Below are 20,526 nucleotides of genomic sequence, written 5' to 3' on the forward strand. Positions count from 1 at the left end.
GCCGGTATCGTGCAGAGTGTGCGCCAGACACAAGCGATGCCGGGGTCGCAGACGTCGTTGCGTGAGGCCAACAGGGCCCGCATCGTTCGTGCTGTGCAGCAGCATGGCGCCCTGACGCAGGTCGAGCTCGCCGGCATCACCGGCCTCTCCCCCGCCAGCGTCTCGAACATCGTCACCGAGCTCTCCGACGCCGGCGTTCTCGACACGAGTCCCTCCATCCGATCCGGCCGCCGCGCACGTCTGGTCACCCTCGCCCGCGCGTCCGGGCTCGTCGTCGGGATCGATGTCGGCGCTCGCACGATGCGCGTGGCTCTCGCCGATGTCTCCCTGCAGATTCTGGCGACCGAGACGCTCCCGCTCGCCCCGGATCATCGCGCGGACATGAGCCTGCAGCGGGCCGGGATGCTGGTCGCGGAGATGATCGAGGCCGTGGATGCCTCCCCGGACGAGCTTCTCGCGATCGGCGTCGGCGTGCCCGCTCCCGTCGATGTCCGCACCGGCACCGTCATCTCGACCGCTCTCCTGCGCGGCTGGGACGGCGCGGTCGTCGAACAGCTTCTCGGGGGCGTGCTCGGCGTCCCGGTCGCCGTCGACAACGACGCCAACCTCGGCGCGCTCGCCGAGGCGCGCTATGGCAGCGGTGTCGGTCGGGACTCGGTCTTCTACGTGCACGCTTCGCACACGATCGGCGCCGGTATCGTCCTGAACGGTCACCTCCTGCACGGTCGTCAGGGTGGCGCCGGCGAACTCGGCCACACGATCGTCGACCCCGACGGCGCCGTCTGTCGGTGCGGCAGTCGTGGCTGTCTCGAGACGATCGCCGGATCCGCGGCGATCCTCGCGATGCTGCGCACGAGTCACGGCCCGCTCACCCTCGACGACGTGATCACACGCGCCCGCGACGGCGACCTCGGATGCCGCCGCGCGCTCGCCGACACCGGTCGGGCGCTCGGAGCAGCCGTCGCCAACGCGTGCACACTGCTCGACCCGGACGCTGTCATCATCGGTGGCACGCTCGCGGACGCGGGCGCGGTCTTCCTCGATGCGGTGCGCAGTACCGTCGACGCGCTGGTGCTGCCCTCCGCGGGCGGCCCGCCCGACGTGGTCGCCTCGGAGTTCGGTGAGGAGTCCGAGCTGCGCGGCGCCCTGACCGCGGCGCTCGATCTCGCCCGAGAACGGGGATCGCTGGGGGTGCTCACATGATCCGCCGCACCGCCATCGCTGCGCTGCTCGCCGCCGCGTTCGTTCTCTCCGCGTGCGCATCCGCCTCGGATGCCACAGGCGACGAACCCCGCGGCGGCACGATCGCGCTGCTCCTCCCCGACACCGACACCGCACGGTACGAGAGCACAGACCGTCCGATGTTCGAGCGCGTCGCTGCGCAGCGCTGCCCGGAGTGCCGCCTGTTGTACGCGAACGCGGGATCGGATGCGGCGCGTCAGCAGGAGCAGGCCGAGACCATGCTCGCTCGAGGCGCGAAAGTGCTCGTTCTCGACGCCGTCGACACGGTCGCCGCGGCCAGCATCGTCGCCGCAGCCACCCGCAACGACGCGCTCGTGATCGCGTACGACCGCTTCATCGATGCACCGGGGGTCACCGCCTACGTGTCGTTCGACTCCACACTGATCGGCCGACAGCAGGCCACCGCCGTCCGCGAGGCGATCGAGGGCACGGGGACTGCGAATCCCGGGGTCCTCCTCCTCAACGGATCCGCGACCGACCCGAACGCCGCGGCACTGCGCACCGGCGCACTGCAGGCGCTGAAGGGCAGCGGCATCGAGGTGCTCGCCGAGCTGGACACCCCCGGCTGGAGCTCTGCACGGGCGCAGGAGTGGACGACCGCGCAGATCGCCCGCTTCCCCGGACGCATCGACGGCGTCATCGCCGCGAACGATGCACTCGCCGGCGGTGCCATCGCCGCGCTCAACGCGGCAGGTATCCATCCGCTTCCTCCCGTGTCCGGACAGGATGCCGAGCTGTCGGCGGTGCAGCGGATCGTGGCCGGCGAACAGCTCATGACGGTCGCGAAGGCCGCAGATGATCAGGCCCGGACGGCCGCAGAAGTGGCCGTCCGTCTGGTCCGCGGCGAGCACCCGCTGGCCCCCACCCGCATTCGGGGTGTGGCCAGCTTCGTCCTGGCCCCCACCGTCGCGTTCCGTGACGACCTCGCCCGTGTGGTCGTGCAGGGGCGCATGCACGATGTGCACGACATCTGCACGGCCTCGTATGCCGCTGCGTGTATCGATCTCGGCCTCATCGAGGAGGACTCCGAATGACCGCCCCCATTGCTCTGCACGGCGTGAACGTCAGCTTCGGCGCGCTGCACGCCCTCGTGCACGTCGATCTGGAGGTGCGCGCCGGTGAGGTCCTCGCACTGATGGGAGATAATGGCGCCGGAAAATCCACGCTGATCGGCGTGATGTCGGGAGCGATCGCGCCCGCCTCCGGTCGCGTCCTGATCGACGGAAGCGCTGTCGCGCTGCGATCCCCCGCCGAGGCGCGCCGGTTCGGCATCGCCGCGTGCCCGCAATCGCTCGCGCTCTGCGGCAACCTCGACGCGGTCGAGAACCTGTATCTCGGTCATGAGGTGACCCATGGTGGATTCCTCGACGAAGTCGAGATGGAGCACGAGGCGCGCATCCGACTGGAGAGCCTCGGTGCGCGGATCCCCGATGTCCGCGTCCCCGTCGACGCGCTCTCCGGAGGGCAGCAGCGCAGCGTGGCCATCGCCCGCACCCTGCTCAGCGATCCGCGCGTCATCCTGCTCGACGAACCCACGACAGGCCTGGGGGTCCGCCAGACCGCACAGATCCTCACCCTCATCGGGCGACTCCGCGCCCAAGGGCACGCGGTCGTCATCGCCAGCCACGCGATCACCGACGTTCTCGCCGTCGCCGACCGGATCGCCGTGCTGCGCCTGGGACACCTCGTCGATGTCTTCGACGCCGCAGAGACGAGCAGCGAAGAGCTGCTGGGAGCCATCACCGGAGCCACAGCCCCTGCCGACTCCCGCTTCGGAAGGAACCCCCGATGACGCTCAGCGCGCTGTGGCAGCAGTTCCGCGACGGGGAACGCCCCATCGTTCCTGTCCTCGTCGCCCTCGCCGTCGTCTGGCTCGCGCTGGGCGCCGCCGCCCCGACGTTCTGGAGTGCCGAGAACCTCGTCAACCTCGCTCTGCAGTCGGTGTCGACCGGCATCATCGCCCTCGGCATCGTGGTCGTGCTGCTCGTCGGGCAGATCGATCTCTCGGTGGGATCCGTCAGCGGGCTCGCCGCTGCAACGGTGGCGGTGGGCGTCATGCAGTGGGAGTGGCCACTCACCCTCGCCGTTGTCGTCGCCCTCGCCGCCGGCGCACTGACGGGGCTCATCTACGGCGTTCTCGTCGCGTACGTCGGACTGCCCGGATTCGTCCTGACGCTCTCGGGGCTGCTGGTGATCGCCGGAATCCAGTGGCAGCTGCTGGGCCGCGCCGGATCCGTGAACCTGCCCCTCGACTCGTGGCTTGTGCGCTTCAGCCAGACGGCTTTCGTTCCCGCCTGGCTCGTGTGGACGGTGATCGGCCTCGTCGTCGTCGCCACGGCCACCGCCCGCCTCATCGCTCGCCGCCGCCGCATCGCCCGCGACCTTCCCGTCGCACCGCTCGGCATGGACGTGCTCCGTGTGGCGCTGCTCGCCGCCGTCTTCGCCGTGCCGGCCCTCTACCTGCAACAGGATCGCGGCATCGGCTGGAGCGTCGCCCTCTTCATCGCGCTCGTCGCCGCCGTCGGGCTCCTGCTGCGCCGCACACGCTGGGGACGCAGCATCCGCGCCGTCGGCGGCGATACGCAGGCCGCACATCTCGCTGGCGTGCCGATCCGTCCCGTCGTGCTCAGCGCCTTCGTCGTGTGCTCGACCCTCGCCGCCCTCGGCGGTGTGCTCGCCGCCGGGCGACTCGCCGCCGCGAATCAGGACACGGGCGGCGGCGAGCTCTTCCTCATGGCGATCGCCGCCGCGGTCGTCGGCGGAACGAGCCTGTACGGCGGGCGCGGCAGTGCGTGGTCAGCGCTCGCGGGCGTCCTGGTGATCCAGTCCATCGCGAACGGCTTGACGCTGCTCGATCTCGATGCCTCCGCCCGCAACATCGCCACGGGTGTCGTCCTCGTCGTCGCCATCAGCGTCGACACACTGCTCAGGCGTCGAAACCCTCAGCGATGATCTCGACGAGTTCCTCGCGCTCCTCCACCGGCAGGAACGCGCCGGCGGCCGCGTTGAACTGGAACGCCTCGAGGTCGTCCAGGTCGTAGCCGAAGGCGTCGACAAGCAGCGAGAGCTCGCGCGTGAGCGAGGTCGCGCTCATCGTGCGGTTGTCGACGTTCACCGTGACCGAGAAACCGAGCTGGTAGAGCAGATCGAAGGGGTGATCGACCATCTCGGTGCCCCACGCGGTGATCGCGCCGGTCTGCAGGTTCGACGACGGCGAGAGCTCCAGCGGGATCTCCCGATCGCGCACCCAGCGCGCCAGGTCGCCGAACTGCACCTGCACCTCGTCGCCCTCACGGTTCACGAGTTCGAGGTCTTCCGCGATGCGCACGCCGTGGCCGAGGCGCAGCGCGCGTCCGTCGATCAGCGCGGAGCGGATGGAAGCCACGCCGTCTGCCTCGCCGGCGTGCACCGTCACCGGGAACATCTTCTCGGCGAGGAAGTCGAACGCCGCACGATGGTTCGACGCCGGGAAGCCCGCCTCGGGACCGGCGATGTCGAAGCCCACCGCGCCACGTCCGCGGAAGTCGACAGCCAGCTTCGCGATCTCCAGCGAGCGGTCGGTGTGTCGCATCGCGGTGATGAGCTGACCGACACGGATGCTGCGCCCTGCGCGGTCGGCCGCATCCTCTCCCTCCTCAATGCCCTGCTGCACGGCCTCGACGGTTTCTTCGAGCGTCAGGCCGCGCGACAGGTGCTGCTCGGGCGCCCAGCGCACCTCACCGTAGATGACTCCGTCGTCGGCCAGGTCTTCGACGAACTCGCGGGCCACACGCGTGAGGCCCTCCTTCGTCTGCATGACGGCGGTGGTCAGGTCGAAGGTCTTCAGGTACTCGACGAGCGAACCGGAGTTGCTCTGCGTCGCGAACCACTCCCCGAGCGAGGTCGGATTCGTCTCCGGGACATCCAGTCCGATCTCTTCCGCGAGCTCGATGATCGTCGCGGGGCGCAAGGCACCGTCGAGGTGATCATGCAGCGAGACCTTGGGCAGGTCGCGGAGTGACTTTCCCTGAACGGCGCGGTCGCCGGTGGGATCGATCGACATGGTGTGTCCTCTCGGGTGGGGTCTCGTCGGGCACGAGCGACCGCTGAAGCGCCGGTCGCCCTTCAGCCTATGCCGTGATTCTCTCGCGGACGAGAGGTGTTGCGGTGGGAGCGGTGTCACCGATCGTCCAGGCACCCTCCAGCGCCTCGATCGCCCTCGGGAAGCGCGCCGCGTCATCCGCCGAGAGGGTGAACAGCGCCTGTCCTGCACGCACCGCGTCACCGGGCTTCACATGCAGGTCGACACCCGCGGCATGCACGACTGCGTCCTCCGCGCGGGCACGGCCCGCACCCAGACGCCACGCCGCGACACCGAACGGAAGCGCGTCCATCGCCGTCACGAAGCCGTCTGCGCTCGCGGTGATCGTGTGCGTCTCACGGGGCGTCGGCAGCGCCGCATCCGGATCCCCGTCCTGTGCACGGATCATCGCGTTCCAGACGTCCATGGCACGGCCGTTGTCGAGGGCACCCTCGACGTCCGCGTCCGGCATGCCGCTCAGCGCGAGCATCTCGCGGGCGAGAGCCACCGTGAGCTCGCGCACATCGGAGGGACCGCCACCGGCGAGGATCTCGACCGATTCGCGCACCTCGTTCGCGTTGCCGATCGCGAGTCCCAGCGGAACCGACATATCCGTGAGCAGCGCCGTCGTCGCAACACCGGAGTCCGTGCCGAGCGCAACCATCGTGCGTGCCAACTCGCGCGCCCGGTCGATGTCCTTCATGAACGCACCGGACCCGAACTTCACGTCGAGCACAAGCGCATCCGTGCCCTCAGCGATCTTCTTCGACATGATGCTCGACGCGATCAGCGGAATCGCCTCGACCGTGCCTGTGACGTCGCGCAGGGCGTAGAGCTTCTTGTCTGCGGGCGCAAGGCCCGAGCCCGCGGCGCAGATCACTGCGCCGACATCGCCTCGCATCTGCGCGAACATCTCCTCGTTGCTGAGCGCCGCACGCCATCCGGGAATCGCCTCGAGCTTGTCGAGCGTGCCACCCGTGTGACCGAGACCCCGGCCGGAGAGCTGGGGCACTGCCACACCGAAGGATGCCACGAGCGGCGCGAGGGGCAGGGTGATCTTGTCGCCCACGCCACCGGTGGAGTGCTTGTCGACGGTCTTCTTGCCGAGGTCGGCGAAGCTCATCCGCTCCCCCGAGGCGATCATCGCGTCCGTCAGCACCCGGATCTCATCGCGCTCCATGCCGCGCTGGAAGATCGCCATCGCGAACGAGGCCATCTGCGCATCCGACACATAGCCGCGCGTGTACGCGTCGACCATCCAGCGCAGTGCCGGCTCCGGCACAACGCCGCCATCGCGCTTGGCGTGAATGACGTCTACGGCGTCAAACGGTTCGATACTCATCGTGCGTCCTCCAGGTCGCGTGGGCCGAATGCGTCCGGCAGCACCTCATCGATCGTGCGGATCCCCGACACGGTCTCCAGCAGCATCCCCGGCATGGCGTGCTCGAAGAGCAGCTGACGGCAGCGGCCGCACGGCATGATCGTCTCGCCGTCGTTGTTGACGCACACGAAGGCGACCAGCTGGCCGCCGCCCGACATGTGCAGGTCGCCGACGAGCGCGCACTCCGCGCACAGCGTCACCCCGTACGAGGCGTTCTCGACGTTGCAGCCGGCGACGATCCTGCCATCGCCCACGAGCGCTGCGGCCCCCACCTTGTAGCGGGAGTACGGCGCGTACGCCCGTTTCATGGCGTCCGTCGCCACCTGGCGAAGCTCATCCCAATCGATATCGGTCACTGCGTCTCCTACGACTTGATGTACGGAATGCCGGATGCTGCAGGCGGACGGGACCGGCCCACGAGACCGGCGACCGCGAAGATCGTGACGATGTACGGCAGCATCAGCATGAACTGGCTCGGCACGGGAGAGCCGATGACCGAGAGCACACCCTGCAGGTTCGTCGCGAAGCCGAACAGCAGAGCGGCGAGTGTGGCCTTGATCGGATCCCACTTGCCGAAGATCACCGCAGCCAGGGCGATGAAGCCCGCACCCGCCGTCATCTCGGGGTTGAAGCGCGGCACCGACACGAGCGTGTAGAACGCACCACCCATACCGGCGATCGCGCCCGCGATCAGCACGTTCATGTACCGCGTGCGTGCGACCTTGATGCCGACGGTGTCCGCCGCCTGCGGGTGCTCACCGACCGCGCGCATGCGCAGACCCCACCGCGTGCGGTACATGCCGAACCACACCACGAAGACCACGATGTACATGAGGTACACGACGATCGTCTGGCGGAACAGGATCGGCCCGAGGATCGGGATCTCGCTCAGCAGCGGAATCGGAATCGCCTTGAACGGGGTGACGGTGTTCAGCGTCTCCTGGTTCGGCGCAAGAACCTGCCGGAAGAGGAAGGTCGTGAGGCCGATCACCAGCACGTTCAGCACGACACCGACGATGACCTGGTTCACGTAGTAAGTGATCGCAAAGACCGCCAGCACGAGGGACACGAGAACACCCGCAGCCATCGCGGCGACGAGCCCGGCCCACGGAGAGTTCGTGAGCGAGCCCACGAGTGCTGCGGTGAAGGCACCCGCCAGAAGCTGGGCTTCGATCGCGATGTTGACGACGCCGGCACGCTCGCCGATGACGCCGCCCAGCGCACCGAAGATCAGCGGCGTCGCCAGGGCGAGCGCGCCACCGAGCAGGCCGACGACCGGCAGTGTGCCGGAGCTGCCGGCGGCCGCCCAGGCGAGGAAGCCGAAGACGAGAGCGATGATGTACACCGCGGTCAACCACATCGGCACGCGGATGCGACGCGCCGAGAGCACGAAGGCGACGGCCGTGAGCGCCGCGGCGAGCGCGACGGCGATCCATGCGGTCGCCGTGCCGGGAACCACCAGATTCGGCAGTGCGAAGAGCTCGCCGCCGCCGGAGAGCCGGAAGGTCGCATCCCCTGGGCGCGGCACCAGCAGCGGAAGCAGCGCGAACAGCACCGTCATGACGGCGAGAATGATGGGCGTCTTCCAAGAGACCACCGCGACCGTGCGCGGCTGAGCGTCGAGAGTCAGGGTGCTGCTCATGCCGCCACCTCCTTCTTCGCGGCGCGACGCTGTCGGCGCGATGGCTTACCCGGCTGAGGCAGACCGAACATCGCACGCACCAGCGGCGGTGCGGCGATGAACAGCACAATGAGCGACTGCACGACGAGCACGATCTCGATCGGAACTCCCTGCGACGCCTGCATCGTGAAGCCACCGGTCTTGAACGCACCGAACAGGAGTCCGGCACCGAGGATGCCCAGCGGGCTGGACCGTCCGAGAAGCGCGACCGTGATCGCGTCGAATCCGATTCCGGCGTCGATTCCGCCGCTGAAGCCCTTGGGCTCCGTGCCCAGTACCTGGCTGACGCCTGCGAGACCGACGAGAGCGCCGGCGATGACCATCACCAGGAAGTACATCCAGCCGACCGAGATGCCGGCGGTGCGTGCCGCCGCAGGGTTCAGCCCCACCGCGCGGAAGCGGAATCCGAGGCTGGAGCGCTCGAGCAGCCACCACGTGATCGCGACGGCGATGAGCGCGAGGATGAACCCGAGGTGCAGCTTGTACATCGGGCCGAGGATCTGCGGCATGACCGCGGTCTCTGCCATCGGCGCCGTCTTCGGGTTGCTGGATCCCGGTGCCTGCAGCACGCCCTGTGTCGCCAGCATCCACGCCAGGAGATACACGGCGATGTGGTTGAGCATGATCGTGACGATCACCTCATGCGCGCCGGTTCGGGCTTTCAGGAGGCCCGCGATGCCGGCCCAGAGAGCGCCGGCAAGGATACCCGCGATGATCGCGGCGGCCATGTGCAGCGGGAAGGGCAGATCCCAGGACGTCGCGACGTAGCCTGCAGCGGCGGCCGCCATGAGCATCTGCCCCTGGCCGCCGATGTTGAACAGACCCGCACGGAAGGCGAGACCAACGCCGAGACCTGCCGCGATCAGCGGGGTCGCGAACTTGAGGGTCTCGGTCAGCGGGCGGATGCCGACCGCGAAGCTGTCGGCGTTGAAGTTGTAGATCGCGCCGCGGAAGAGCGCCGCGTACGCGCCGCCCACTGCGCTGCCGATCGCAGCGAAGGTGTCGCCAGGACGCTGGAAGAAGTATCCGGCGGCCTTCTGCACCGACTCATCGGTCGCGGCGATCATGATCGATCCGACCAGCACCGCGGCGACGACGGCCAGCACCGAGATGATGGCATTCCCCGAGACGACGCGGTGCATGGCCTCGCGCCAGCGGGACACCTCCGGGGCGTCGGTCATCGGCGTCGGTGAGGGCGGGGGCGACTGCGTGTCTGCCACGGTCATGCCTGTGCTCCTTCGTTCACGGCGCCGGCCATCATGAGGCCGAGCTGCTCGCGGGGGGTGTCTCCGGGGACGATGCCCACGATCTTGCCGCGGTACATCACGAGGATGCGGTCGGCGAGGGCGGTGACCTCATCGAGCTCCGTCGAGATCACGATCACGGGCACGCCCGCGTCGCGCGTCTCGACGATGCGCTTGTGGATGAACTCGATCGATCCGACGTCGACGCCGCGGGTCGGCTGCGCCGCGATGAAGAGCGACAGGTCGCGGCTGAGCTCACGCGCCAGCACGACCTTCTGCTGGTTGCCGCCGGACAGCTTGCCTGCGGGCTGAGACGCACCCTGAGTGCGGATGTCGAACTCTGTGATCTTCTCGCGCGCGAAGGTGTCGAGCGCGCGCAGCTGGAGCGCACCGGCCTTGACGAAGGGGGCTCCGCTCGCGCGATCGAGCATGAGGTTCTCGGCGATCGAGAACTCCTTGACGAGCCCGTCGACGCCGCGGTCTTCCGGGACGAAGCCGACGCCGGCGTCGAGCACCTCGCGCACGGAGCATCCGCGCAGCTCATCGCCGTTGAGACGGATGCTGCCGCGCACGCGCTCCTGCAGACCGACGAGCGCCTCTGTGAGCTCCGTCTGCCCGTTGCCCTGCACACCGGCGATGGCGAGGATCTCTCCCCCGCGCACCTCGAAGGAGGCGTCGTCGACGAGGACGGTGCCCGCGACATCCGTGACCGTGAGATTCTCGACCACGAGGGCGTTCTCGGTCAGCGTCGGGGCGTTCTTGTGGACGGTGAGCTCGACGGCGCGTCCGACCATGAGCGCGGCGAGCTCGGCGTTGGAGGCGGTCGGCGATGCTTCCCCGACGACCTTGCCGAGACGGATCACCGTGATGCGGTCAGCGACCTCGCGGACCTCACGAAGCTTGTGGGTGATGAAGACGATCGCCGTGCCCTGCTCCTTGAGCAGGCGCATCGTGGCCATGAGCTCGTCGGTCTCCTGCGGTGTGAGGACGGCCGTCGGCTCGTCGAAGACGAGGATGTTCGCCTCGCGCGAGAGCGCCTTGATGATCTCCACACGCTGCTGCACGCCTACGGGAAGATCACCGACGAGTGCATCCGGATCGACGTCGAAGCCGAAGCGGTCGGAGATCTCCTTCACTCGCCGTCGCGCGGCGGCGAGGTCGAGACGCCCGCCGAACGTGGTCTCCTCGTGGCCGAGCATGACGTTCTCCGCCACCGTGAAGACCGGGATCAGCATGAAGTGCTGATGCACCATGCCGATGCCTGCGGCCATCGCGTCGCCGGGGCCCGCGAAGTGCTGCACGACGTCATTGATGAGGATCTGCCCCTCGTCGGCCTGGTACAGGCCGTAGAGCACGTTCATCAGTGTCGATTTGCCGGCGCCGTTCTCACCGAGGAGGCAATGGATTTCGCCCGGCTCGACGGTGAGATCGATGTGATCGTTCGCCGTCAGCGGGCCAAACCTCTTCGTTATGCCACGCAGTTCAAGCTTCATGTGTTGATCCTATTCATGACATGCCGCTCCGCCCAGGGATCGCCTGAGCAGACGACAACGGGGAGGCCGCGCGTGCGGCCTCCCCACTGTGGTTCCTCTTACTTGCTGAGGTAGGACGTGACGGTGATCTTGCCGCCGATGATGTCCTGCTTGATCTGCTCGACCTTCTTCATGAGCTCGGGGTCGACCTTGCCCTCGAAGTTGTGCAGCGGCGCGATGCCGACGCCCTCGTTCTCGAGTGTTCCGACGTACGGCTCGCCCGAGAAGGTGCCGTCAGCGCTCGAGAGCACGGCTTCCTTGACCGAGACGTCCATGGCCTTCAGGACCGAGGTGAGCACGACGTCCTGCGTGGTCGGGTCGGTGTTGAAGAGGTCAGCGTCGACGCCGACGAGCGCAACCTCGGCACCCGACTCGGTGATTGCCTGCAGCGCCGACTGGTAGATCGGACCGCCGACGGGCATGATCACGTCGACACCCTGGTCGAGGATGTTCTTGGCGACCGTCTTGGCCTCCTGGTTGGCCTCGAAGCCACCGGTGAACGAGCCGGTCGTGCCGTCCCAGCCGATGACCTGAACCGAAGCGCTGTTCTCCTTGTTGTAGAAGTCGACGCCCTGCTTGAAGCCGTCCATGAAGATCGTCACGGTCGGGAACTCCATGCCGCCGTAGGTGCCGACCTTGCCGGACTTGGAGTAGCCCGCCGACAGGTAGCCCGCCATGAAGGCAGCCTCAGCCGTGTTGTAGAGCAGCGGCTTGACGTTCTCGGCGTCCTGCTTGCCGTCGAGATCGTTGTCGGCCGCGTCGTCGACGAGGATGAAGTTCGTGTCGGGGTTGGCGTTCGCCGCGTCGACGGTCGCCTGCGACAGTGCGAAGCCCACGGAGACGATGGCGTTGCAGCCCTCGGAGACCATGTTGTCGATGTTCGGGCCGTACTCGGTCTCGGCGTTCGACTCCGCCTTCTTGACCTCGACGCCGAGCTCGTCAGCGGCGGCAACGACACCCTCGTAGGAGAGCTGGTTGAACGACTTGTCGTCGAAACCGCCAGCATCGGAGACGATGCACGGAAGGAAGCTCGAGGCCTCGCCGCCGTCGGAACCGGCGCCGCCGTCGGTGGGTGCCTGGCCACAGCCGGTCAGAGCGAGGATGACGCCGGCGGCGAGCGTAATGCCAGCCAGCTTCTTGGTGGTAGAGATGGTCACTCTTGCCTCCCCTAAGAATCGCCCGCGGCCATCGCGGGTCGATCTAAGTTACTCACTGTTTCGCTCCGCGTGCATATCGGAGAAAGACCCGCTAGCGAAAGGTTACAAACCTGCAATGATCAGGGCGGTTTCCAAATGTCGGATGCCTCCTAGAGCACATCTCCGCGGCCGGTGAGCTTGAGCGACTCCACGACGCCCTTGACACGCTGCGCGTGCTCGGTCGTCGTGACCAGCAGCGCGTCCGGAGTGTCGACGACGACGATGTCCTTCACGCCGACGAGACTGATCACCCGCTCGGTCTGGCTGACCAGGATTCCGCTCGCGGCATCCGACAGCACGCGCGCTTTTGGCCCCAGCACCGCGAGATCGTTCTTGCGGCCGTTGGAGATGAGCTTGGTGAGCGAGGCGAAGTCGCCCACGTCGTCCCAGTCGAAATGCCCAGGCACGACCGCGAGCCGCCCGCGCTCGGCGGCGGGCTCGGCGACGGCGTAGTCGATCGCGATCTTCGGAAGCCGCGGCCAGATGCGGTCGACGGCAGGCCCGCGCAGCTCCCGATCATCCCAGGCCTCAGCGAGCTCGAGAAGACCCGCGTGCAGAACCGGCTGGTGCAGGGCGAGTTCTTCGAGCAGCACGCTCGCCTTCGCGATGAACATGCCGGCGTTCCACAGGTAGGAGCGGTCGGCGATGTAGCTGCGTGCTGTCTCGAGGTCGGGCTTCTCCACGAAGCGCTCGACGAGCGCGGCCTCGCGAGCGCCGTCGATGACGAGCTCCGCGCCCTGTTTGATGTACCCGAAGCCGACGGCGGGCTCGGTCGGAGATATCCCGATGGTGCAGATGTATCCCTGTCGTGCGACCTCGACGGCGTCGCGCACGGCGAACTCGAAGACGCGCGTGCCGCGGATCACATGGTCGGCGCTGAACGAGCCGATGATCACGTCAGGGTCGCGACGATGCAGGATCGCCGCCGCCAGCCCGATCGCCGCCGCCGACTCGCGGGGCTCGGACTCGAGGATCACGTTGCGATCGTGAATGCCGGGCAGCTGCTCCTCCACGGCGGCGCGGTGCGCCCGCCCGGTGACGACCGCGATGCTGTCGGTCCCGGTCAGCGGAACGAGGCGATCCCAGGTGTCGCGCAGCAGCGACTGACCCGATCCGGTGAGGTCGTGCAGGAACTTCGGCGCGTCGGCGCGAGACAGCGGCCACAGGCGACTGCCGATGCCCCCCGCGGGGATGACGCCGTAGAAGTTCGGGATGGGCTGGCTCATGCTCCCCAGGCTAGTGCGCGCCTCTTGCTAACAATATGAACGCAAGCCGAGCTAAGGTCGCCCTTCGTCGCTCCCAGCGTTTGAACAGGAATAGGATGGATGAGATCGGATGCGCCCTCGTGCGCTCTCCAGACCTCGCAACGATCAGGGAGGATGACCGTGTCCGCAAGCACTCGCTTGACACCGTCGATTTCGGAAACCACATCCAAGACGCCTCGCGGAACCCTCTATCGGGGTCGAGAAGGCATGTGGTCATGGGTGCTTCACCGCATCACGGGAGTCGCGATCTTCTTCTTCCTCCTGGTGCACGTGCTCGACACCGCGCTGATTCGCGTCAGCCCGGAGGCGTACAACGCCGTGCTCAGCACCTACCAGACGCCGCTCATGGGGCTCGGTGAGGTCGTTCTCGTCGGAGGCATCGCCTTCCACGCCTTCAACGGCCTGCGCATCATCCTCGTCGACTTCTGGTCCAAGGGCGCGCAGCTGCAGCGTCAGCTGTTCTGGATCGTCCTCGGGCTGTGGGCGGTGACGATGATCGGGTTCACCGCGCGTCACCTTCCGAACGTCTTCGCCAGCACGGGAGGGTCCCACTGATGTCCGCAACGACCACTGTCGCCCCCGCTCGTCGCAGCCGTGGCTTCAACCTGGAGAAGTGGGGCTGGATCTTCATGCGCGCCTCGGGCGTGCTGCTGATCGTCCTGATCTTCGGCCACCTTTTCGTCAACCTCATGGTCGGCGAAGGCATCCACGCTCTGAACTTCGCGTTCGTCGCGGGCAAGTTCGCCTCGCCGTTCTGGCAGTGGTGGGATGTCCTGATGCTCTGGCTCGCCCTCATCCACGGCACCAACGGCATGCGCACGATCGTCAACGACTACGTGAACAACGACAAGGTGCGCACGGTGCTCAACTGGGCGCTCGGCCTCTCGGCTGCGCTCCTCATCGTTCTCGGCACCCTCGTGGTGTTCACGTTCGACCCGTGCGCGGGCGTCTTCGAAGACGGCGCGATGTGGGAAACCTGCCAGGCACTGGGCAAGTAGACAAAGAAGGCATACGAGAGTGACTACGCAGACTCAGGATTCCGTCGTTCGTGACGGCGTGCATTACCACCAGTTCGACATCGTCATCGTGGGCGCCGGCGGCGCCGGCATGCGCGCGGCCATCGAGGCTGGCCCCGGCGCGAAGACGGCCGTGATCTCCAAGCTGTATCCGACCCGCTCCCATACGGGTGCGGCGCAGGGCGGCATGGCTGCGGCCCTCGCGAACGTCGAGGAGGACAGCTGGGAGTGGCACACGTTCGACACCGTCAAGGGCGGCGACTACCTCGTCGACCAGGACGCGGCCGAGATCCTCGCGAAAGAGGCGATCGACGCGGTCATCGACCTCGAGAACATGGGTCTGCCGTTCAACCGCACGCCCGAGGGCAAGATCGACCAGCGCCGCTTCGGCGGTCACACGGCCGAGCACGGCAAGACGCCGGTGCGTCGCGCCTGCTATGCCGCCGACCGGACGGGTCACATGATCCTGCAGACGCTCTTCCAGAACTGCGTCAAGCTGGGCATCAATTTCTTCAACGAGTTCTACGTGCTCGACCTGCTGACCGCGAAGGATGACTCGGGCAAGACCGTCATCTCGGGCGTCGTGGCCTACGACCTGTCCACGGGCGAGCTGCACGTCTTCCAGGCCAAGGCCGTGATCTTCGCGACCGGCGGCTTCGGCAAGATCTTCAAGACGACCTCGAACGCGCACACCCTCACGGGTGACGGCGTCGGCATCATCTGGCGCAAGGGCCTTCCCCTGGAGGACCTCGAGTTCTTCCAGTTCCACCCGACAGGCCTCGCCGGCCTCGGCATCCTCCTCACCGAGGGTGCGCGAGGAGAGGGAGCGATCCTGCGCAACGCCTCGGGTGAGCGCTTCATGGAGCGCTACGCCCCCACGATCAAGGACCTCGCTCCGCGTGACATCGTCGCGCGCTGCATGGTGCAGGAGGTCGCCGAAGGTCGCGGTGCGGGTCCGCACAAGGACTACGTGCTGCTGGACTGCACGCACCTGGGCGCGGAGGTCCTCGAGACCAAGCTCCCCGACATCACCGAGTTCGCGCGCACCTACCTGGGCGTCGACCCGGTCGTCGAGCCCGTTCCCGTCATGCCGACCGCCCACTACGCCATGGGCGGCATCCCGACCAACAACGACGGTGAGGTCCTCGCGGACAACACCACCGTCGTGCCCGGTCTGTACGCCGCCGGCGAGTGCGCCTGTGTCTCGGTGCACGGCGCCAACCGTCTCGGCACCAACTCGCTGCTCGACATCAACGTCTTCGGCAAGCGCGCCGGCCGCAACGCGGTCGAGTACGTCAAGACCGCCGAGTTCGTGCCGCTGCCCGAGAACCCGATCGGCTTCGTTCAGGACATGATCGAGGGCCTGCGCAACAACCAGGGCACCGAGCGCATCGCGGTGCTGCGCAAGACGCTGCAGGACGAGATGGACAAGGGCGCACAGGTGTTCCGCACCGAGGAGTCGCTCACCCACGTCCTGGGTGTCATCGCCGAACTGCGCGAGCGCTACAAGAACGTCCACGTCGACGACAAGGGCAAGCGCTTCAACACCGACCTCCTCGAGGCTGTCGAGCTGGGCTTTCTGCTCGACATCGCCGAGGTCGTCGTCTACGCGGCCCGCAACCGCCGGGAGAGCCGCGGTGGTCACATGCGCGACGACTTCCCGAAGCGCGACGACGAGACCTACATGAAGCACACGATGGCGTATCTCACCGGAGACGCGCACTCGGCTGACGCGTCCGACCACATCACGCTCGACTGGAAGCCGGTCGTCGTGACCAACTACCAGCCGATGGAGAGGAAGTACTGACCATGTCGAACGGCGTTATGGAGGCCGTTGAGGCCGGCACCACGAACGACAGCGGAGTTCAGTCGTTCCTGGTGACGTTCAACATCCGTCGCTTCGACCCCGAGGTCGACGCGGAGCCGCGCTGGGTGGACTACGACGTCGAGCTCTACGCGACCGACCGCGTGCTCGATGCCCTGCACAAGATCAAGTGGGAGGTCGACGGCTCGCTGAGCTTCCGCCGCTCCTGCGCGCACGGCATCTGCGGCTCGGATGCGATGCGCATCAACGGCCGCAACCGCCTGGCGTGCAAGACGCTGATCAAGGACCTCGACATCTCGAAGCCGATCTACGTCGAGGCCATCAAGGGCCTGCCGCTCGAGAAGGACCTCATCGTCGACATGGAGCCGTTCTTCGCCTCCTACCGCGAGGTCCAGCCGTTCCTGGTCGCCAGCTCCACGCCTGAGAAGGGCAAGGAGCGCGTGCAGTCGATCACCGACCGTGCGATCTTCGACGACACCACCAAGTGCATCCTCTGCGCCGCGTGCACCTCGTCGTGCCCCGTCTTCTGGACGGACGGCCAGTACTTCGGCCCGGCCGCGATCGTCAACGCACACCGCTTCATCTTCGACTCGCGCGACGACAACGCCGACGTGCGCCTCGACATCCTCAACGACAAAGAAGGCGTGTGGCGCTGCCGCACGACCTTCAACTGCTCCGAGGCGTGCCCCCGTGGCATCGAGGTGACCAAGGCGATCGCCGAGGTCAAGCAGGCCATCCTGCGTGGCGGCCGCTGAGTCATCCGCGTTCTCGTGAGCCCGCGTCCGTCTGGACGCGGGCTCACTTCTTTTCACGGATCGCGTGCGTCTCGCGGGTGCTGCAGATCTCGCCGCCCGCACGGATCGGCGCACGCGGGCTAGGGTGGTGGCGTGTCCGCGTCTCCCCCACCCGTCGATGACGCCCCGCAGCGTTCACTGAGTGCGGCTGTCGCGCGCGCCAGCGAACTGACCGAGCGCACTCTTGCCGCGTTTCCCGTACGCGTCTGGCGGCATTTCCTGCAGAACAACGGCTTCCTGCTGGCCGCTGGGGTGAGCTACCAAGCACTGTTCGCGATCTTCGCGGCGATCTACCTGGTCTTCGCGATCGTAGGACTGTGGCTCGGCGGCAACTCCGATGCGGTCGATGCGCTCATCGCGGTGGTCAACGGCTACATTCCCGGGCTCATCGCCGAGGAGAGTGGCATCGCCACCCCAGAACAGGTGAAGGCGATCGCGGAGAGCACGACGGGCGTGCTGAGCGTCACGGGCGCCATCGCGCTGGGCGCGGTCATCTGGACGGCCATCGGCTGGGTCACGTTCTCACGTCGCGCGGTCCGAGACATCTTCGGGCTGCCTCCGGACCGCCGCAGCTACATCCTGCTCAAAGCGCGGGATCTGCTGGCGGCTCTGATCTTCGGCATCGCACTCCTTGTCGGATCCATGCTCAGCTCGACCAGCGCCGCGGTGATGTCATGGGCTCTGGAGATGCTGGGGTGGGACGGTGGGTCGAGCGGGGTCAATCTCAGCATCCGCATCGGATCGGTCGTCGTGTCGTTCGCCCTGCTCACCGGCGCGCTGGCCGCTCTCGTCCGCTTCCTCACAGGCACGACGCTGACAGCGCGGATCATCTGGCCGGGTGCCCTTCTGGGTGGCGCTGCGATGACCGTGCTGCAGTTCGGCGCGGGCTTCCTGCTCAGCTACACGCCATCCAACCCGCTGCTGGCGACGTTCGCGATCTTCGTTGGGCTTCTGCTCTGGTTCCGCGTGAACGGGGTGGTGATGCTCGTCGCCGCCGCATGGATCGCCGTCGCGGCGGCAGATCGGGATCAGCCCCTGCAGCAGTTGACCGAAGCGGAACGCCGGGCGGCCGAGCATCGTGCACTCGTCGTCGCCGCCCGGGTGCGGCTGCGTGAGGCGCGTGCTGCTCGTGAGGGCGCGACCTGGTGGGAGCGCTGGCCGAGGCAGCGCGCCGTGCGCGCCGCGGAGGCGGAGCTCGACGCCCTGGAGCGCATCGCGGTCGAGGACACTCCCCCGGCACCGTCGCTGTTCCGGCCACGAGCGGCCGCGATGCCCCCGGCGGATCTCGATGTCGGAGGCACTCGTTAGGCTGGGATGATGCCTCACCTTCGCGTCGCCACGGTCAATGTCAACGGCATCCGCGCCTCTGTGCGCAACGGAATGCACACCTGGCTCGATGCCGCCGACGTCGACGTGCTGACGCTGCAGGAAGTGCGCGCCCAGGACGAGCACCTCGCCGAGGCCTTCCCCGGATGGTCGATCGTGCACGATCCCGCCACGGCGAAGGGGCGTGCCGGTGTCGCCATCGTCAGCCGTGTTCCCGCGCTCGCCACACGCACGGCGTTCGGCGATGACGACTTCGACTCCGCGGGGCGCTGGCTCGAAGGCGACTTCCTGCTGGGCGATGTTCCGCTCACAGTCGTCAGCGCCTACGTGCACTCGGGGGAAGCCGAGACGCCGAAGCAGGACGAGAAGTGGAAGTTCCTCGAAGCCATGGGCCCGCGCCTGAGCGCCCTCGCGACGGACGATGCTCTCGCCGTCGTCACGGGCGATCTCAACGTCGGGCACCGCGAGCTCGACATCAAGAACTGGCGCGGCAATCGCAAGAAGGCCGGTTTCCTTCCGCGCGAGCGCGGATACTTCGACCGCTTCCTCGGCGCGCACGGGCAGGAGATCAGTGCGGTCGACGGCACCGCGGGCACCGGACTCGGCTGGGTCGATGTCGGGCGTCACGTCCACGGCGAGGTCGAAGGACCGTACACCTGGTGGTCCAACCGCGGCCAGGCCTTCGACAATGACACCGGCTGGCGCATCGACTACCACCTCGCCTCCCCCGCGCTCGCTCCGCGCATCGGCGCCTACCACGTCGCACGCGCCGCGACCTACGCCGAACGCTGGAGCGACCACGCTCCCGTCGTCGTCGACTACACGTACTGACTCATCCACACAGGATGCTCCCGCGAACGCGGCAGCATCCGCCTCCGCTTTAGGATTGACCCGTGACCGCACCTCGCCTTTACTCCGGAATGCAGCCCTCCGCCGACTCCCTCCAGGCCGGCAACTACATCGGGGCGCTCCTGCAGTGGCGCGAGCTGCAGAACTCCTATGACGCGTTCTTCTCCGTCGTCGATCTGCACGCCATCACCGTCGCGCAGAACCCCGCCGAGCTGCGTGAGAAGACCCGCCGCACGGCCGCGCAGTACATCGCCGCAGGCATCGAGCCGTCGCAGTCGACGCTGTACGTGCAGTCTCATGTCCGCGCTCATGCCGAGCTCGCCTGGATCCTCAGCACGATCACGGGGTTCGGCGAAGCCGGGCGCATGACCCAGTTCAAAGACAAGTCCGCCCGTCACGGCGCGGATGCCACGTCGGTCGGGCTCTTCACGTACCCGGTGCTCATGGCAGCAGACATTCTGCTGTACCAGACCGATGTCGTGCCCGTCGGCGATGACCAGAAGCAGCACGTCGAGCTGACGCGCGACCTGGCAGAGCGCTTCAACAGCCGTTTCGGCACCGCGTTCGTGGTGCCGAAGCCCGTGATTCAGCAGGAATCCGCGCGCATCTACGACCTCCAGAACCCGACGTCGAAGATGTCCAAGTCCGCCGAGACCGACGCCGGCGTGCTGTGGCTGCTCGACGACCCGACGAAGTCCGCGAAGAAGATCATGCGCGCGGTGACCGACAACGAGGGCAGCGTTCGCTTCGACCGCGAGAACAAGCCCGGCGTCTCCAACCTGCTCACAATCTACGCGGCGCTGACGAAGCGACCGGTCGCCGAGATCGAGGACGAGTACGCGGGTCGCGGCTACGGCGACTTCAAGAAGGGTCTCGCAGAGGTCGTGGTCGAGGAGTTCGGTCCGGTGCGCGCACGCGTGCTGGAACTGCTCGACGACCCGGCCGAACTCGATCGGATCCTCGCCGCCAACGCCGCGCGGGCCGATGAGGTCGCCGATGCGACACTCGAAGACGTCTACGACAAGGTCGGCCTGCTGCGCCGCCAGCGCTGACCCGCGTCAGAAGAGAAGAGGGGGTTCCGCCTATTCGGCGGAACCCCCTTCTCCATTCGACGC

Annotated in this window: 19 protein-coding genes; 11 read left to right on the forward strand and 8 right to left on the reverse strand. The window is 67.4% G+C overall.

Going from position 1 to position 20,526, the window contains the following annotated elements:
- Positions 1–36 precede the first annotated feature (36 nt).
- From AC1REM_RS14540 to AC1REM_RS14555, 4 genes are read left to right on the forward strand one after another with little or no spacing between them, the layout of a single operon-like run.
- Complete coding sequence (locus AC1REM_RS14540; RefSeq protein ID WP_378788985.1) at positions 37–1,203, forward strand: ROK family transcriptional regulator; 1,167 nt, start codon at positions 37–39, stop codon at positions 1,201–1,203.
- Complete coding sequence (locus tag AC1REM_RS14545) at positions 1,200–2,276, forward strand: substrate-binding domain-containing protein (RefSeq protein WP_492515252.1); 1,077 nt, start codon at positions 1,200–1,202, stop codon at positions 2,274–2,276. The genes AC1REM_RS14540 and AC1REM_RS14545 overlap by 4 nt, the downstream gene beginning before the upstream one ends.
- On the forward strand, positions 2,273–3,034 hold the full coding sequence (locus AC1REM_RS14550) for an ATP-binding cassette domain-containing protein (protein ID WP_492515253.1): 762 nt from the start codon (positions 2,273–2,275) through the stop codon (positions 3,032–3,034). The genes AC1REM_RS14545 and AC1REM_RS14550 overlap by 4 nt, the downstream gene beginning before the upstream one ends.
- Positions 3,031–4,194 (forward strand): sugar ABC transporter permease, encoded by a 1,164-nt coding sequence (locus AC1REM_RS14555; RefSeq protein WP_492515254.1) that lies wholly within the window; start codon positions 3,031–3,033, stop codon positions 4,192–4,194. The genes AC1REM_RS14550 and AC1REM_RS14555 overlap by 4 nt, the downstream gene beginning before the upstream one ends.
- On the opposite strand, the gene AC1REM_RS14560 is transcribed toward AC1REM_RS14555, so the two are convergent.
- The 8 genes from AC1REM_RS14560 to AC1REM_RS14595 all read right to left on the reverse strand — a co-directional run bounded on the left by AC1REM_RS14560 (position 4,169) and on the right by AC1REM_RS14595 (position 13,562).
- Positions 4,169–5,284, reverse strand: coding sequence for an adenosine deaminase (locus AC1REM_RS14560; protein WP_492515255.1), 1,116 nt, complete (start codon positions 5,282–5,284; stop codon positions 4,169–4,171). The genes AC1REM_RS14555 and AC1REM_RS14560 overlap by 26 nt on opposite strands.
- A gap of 67 nt (positions 5,285–5,351) precedes the next feature.
- The gene (locus tag AC1REM_RS14565) at positions 5,352–6,644 is read right to left on the reverse strand and encodes a thymidine phosphorylase (RefSeq protein WP_492515256.1); all 1,293 of its coding nucleotides are present in this window, start codon (positions 6,642–6,644) and stop codon (positions 5,352–5,354) included.
- Complete coding sequence (locus AC1REM_RS14570) at positions 6,641–7,039, reverse strand: cytidine deaminase (protein ID WP_204937801.1); 399 nt, start codon at positions 7,037–7,039, stop codon at positions 6,641–6,643. The genes AC1REM_RS14565 and AC1REM_RS14570 overlap by 4 nt, the downstream gene beginning before the upstream one ends.
- 8 nt (positions 7,040–7,047) lie before the next feature.
- Positions 7,048–8,325, reverse strand: a complete 1,278-nt coding sequence (locus AC1REM_RS14575) for an ABC transporter permease (RefSeq protein WP_492515257.1) — start codon at positions 8,323–8,325, stop codon at positions 7,048–7,050.
- Entirely contained in the window at positions 8,322–9,590 is a 1,269-nt protein-coding gene (locus tag AC1REM_RS14580) for an ABC transporter permease (RefSeq protein ID WP_492515258.1), read from the reverse strand. Before AC1REM_RS14580 ends, AC1REM_RS14575 begins: the two co-directional genes overlap by 4 nt.
- Positions 9,587–11,101, reverse strand: a complete 1,515-nt coding sequence (locus AC1REM_RS14585; RefSeq protein ID WP_492515259.1) for an ABC transporter ATP-binding protein — start codon at positions 11,099–11,101, stop codon at positions 9,587–9,589. The genes AC1REM_RS14580 and AC1REM_RS14585 overlap by 4 nt, the downstream gene beginning before the upstream one ends.
- A gap of 98 nt (positions 11,102–11,199) precedes the next feature.
- A complete protein-coding gene (locus AC1REM_RS14590) occupies positions 11,200–12,297 on the reverse strand; it encodes a BMP family lipoprotein (RefSeq protein WP_492515260.1) in 1,098 nt (365 codons plus the stop codon).
- A 149-nt stretch (positions 12,298–12,446) separates the two neighbouring features.
- On the reverse strand, positions 12,447–13,562 hold the full coding sequence (locus AC1REM_RS14595; protein WP_492515261.1) for a mannose-1-phosphate guanylyltransferase: 1,116 nt from the start codon (positions 13,560–13,562) through the stop codon (positions 12,447–12,449).
- A 153-nt stretch (positions 13,563–13,715) separates the two neighbouring features.
- On the opposite strand from AC1REM_RS14595, the gene sdhC reads away from it, so the two are divergent.
- The 7 genes from sdhC (at position 13,716) to trpS (ending at position 20,463) form a co-directional block, all read left to right on the forward strand.
- Positions 13,716–14,156 (forward strand): succinate dehydrogenase, cytochrome b556 subunit, encoded by a 441-nt coding sequence (sdhC, locus tag AC1REM_RS14600; RefSeq protein WP_204937807.1) that lies wholly within the window; start codon positions 13,716–13,718, stop codon positions 14,154–14,156.
- Complete coding sequence (gene sdhD, locus AC1REM_RS14605; RefSeq protein WP_204937808.1) at positions 14,156–14,599, forward strand: succinate dehydrogenase, hydrophobic membrane anchor protein; 444 nt, start codon at positions 14,156–14,158, stop codon at positions 14,597–14,599. The genes sdhC and sdhD overlap by 1 nt, the downstream gene beginning before the upstream one ends.
- A gap of 19 nt (positions 14,600–14,618) precedes the next feature.
- On the forward strand, positions 14,619–16,424 hold the full coding sequence (gene sdhA, locus AC1REM_RS14610) for a succinate dehydrogenase flavoprotein subunit (protein ID WP_492515262.1): 1,806 nt from the start codon (positions 14,619–14,621) through the stop codon (positions 16,422–16,424).
- A 2-nt stretch (positions 16,425–16,426) separates the two neighbouring features.
- On the forward strand, positions 16,427–17,197 hold the full coding sequence (locus AC1REM_RS14615) for a succinate dehydrogenase iron-sulfur subunit (protein WP_492515263.1): 771 nt from the start codon (positions 16,427–16,429) through the stop codon (positions 17,195–17,197).
- Between the two features lie 132 nt (positions 17,198–17,329).
- A complete protein-coding gene (locus AC1REM_RS14620; protein ID WP_492515264.1) occupies positions 17,330–18,544 on the forward strand; it encodes a YihY/virulence factor BrkB family protein in 1,215 nt (404 codons plus the stop codon).
- A gap of 6 nt (positions 18,545–18,550) precedes the next feature.
- Entirely contained in the window at positions 18,551–19,393 is an 843-nt protein-coding gene (locus AC1REM_RS14625; RefSeq protein ID WP_492515265.1) for an exodeoxyribonuclease III, read from the forward strand.
- 62 nt (positions 19,394–19,455) lie between these two features.
- Positions 19,456–20,463, forward strand: coding sequence for a tryptophan--tRNA ligase (gene trpS / locus AC1REM_RS14630; protein ID WP_492515266.1), 1,008 nt, complete (start codon positions 19,456–19,458; stop codon positions 20,461–20,463).
- Positions 20,464–20,526 lie beyond the last annotated feature (63 nt).

This window comes from Microbacterium sp. GW823-FHT02G05, from assembly GCF_058797175.1.

Bases quoted from the DNA above. Each gene is read 5' to 3' on its own strand.
- AC1REM_RS14545 (WP_492515252.1), top strand. From the start codon at position 1,200: ATGATCCGCCGCACCGCCATCGCTGCGCTGCTCGCCGCCGCGTTCGTT.
- AC1REM_RS14565 (WP_492515256.1), bottom strand. From the start codon at position 6,644: ATGAGTATCGAACCGTTTGACGCCGTAGACGTCATTCACGCCAAGCGC.
- AC1REM_RS14560 (WP_492515255.1), bottom strand. From the start codon at position 5,284: ATGTCGATCGATCCCACCGGCGACCGCGCCGTTCAGGGAAAGTCACTC.
- AC1REM_RS14550 (WP_492515253.1), top strand. From the start codon at position 2,273: ATGACCGCCCCCATTGCTCTGCACGGCGTGAACGTCAGCTTCGGCGCG.
- AC1REM_RS14540 (WP_378788985.1), top strand. From the start codon at position 37: ATGCCGGGGTCGCAGACGTCGTTGCGTGAGGCCAACAGGGCCCGCATC.
- AC1REM_RS14575 (WP_492515257.1), bottom strand. From the start codon at position 8,325: ATGAGCAGCACCCTGACTCTCGACGCTCAGCCGCGCACGGTCGCGGTG.
- AC1REM_RS14595 (WP_492515261.1), bottom strand. From the start codon at position 13,562: ATGAGCCAGCCCATCCCGAACTTCTACGGCGTCATCCCCGCGGGGGGC.
- AC1REM_RS14555 (WP_492515254.1), top strand. From the start codon at position 3,031: ATGACGCTCAGCGCGCTGTGGCAGCAGTTCCGCGACGGGGAACGCCCC.
- AC1REM_RS14615 (WP_492515263.1), top strand. From the start codon at position 16,427: ATGTCGAACGGCGTTATGGAGGCCGTTGAGGCCGGCACCACGAACGAC.
- sdhC (WP_204937807.1), top strand. From the start codon at position 13,716: ATGACCGTGTCCGCAAGCACTCGCTTGACACCGTCGATTTCGGAAACC.
- sdhD (WP_204937808.1), top strand. From the start codon at position 14,156: ATGTCCGCAACGACCACTGTCGCCCCCGCTCGTCGCAGCCGTGGCTTC.
- AC1REM_RS14585 (WP_492515259.1), bottom strand. From the start codon at position 11,101: ATGAAGCTTGAACTGCGTGGCATAACGAAGAGGTTTGGCCCGCTGACG.
- AC1REM_RS14580 (WP_492515258.1), bottom strand. From the start codon at position 9,590: ATGACCGTGGCAGACACGCAGTCGCCCCCGCCCTCACCGACGCCGATG.
- AC1REM_RS14625 (WP_492515265.1), top strand. From the start codon at position 18,551: ATGATGCCTCACCTTCGCGTCGCCACGGTCAATGTCAACGGCATCCGC.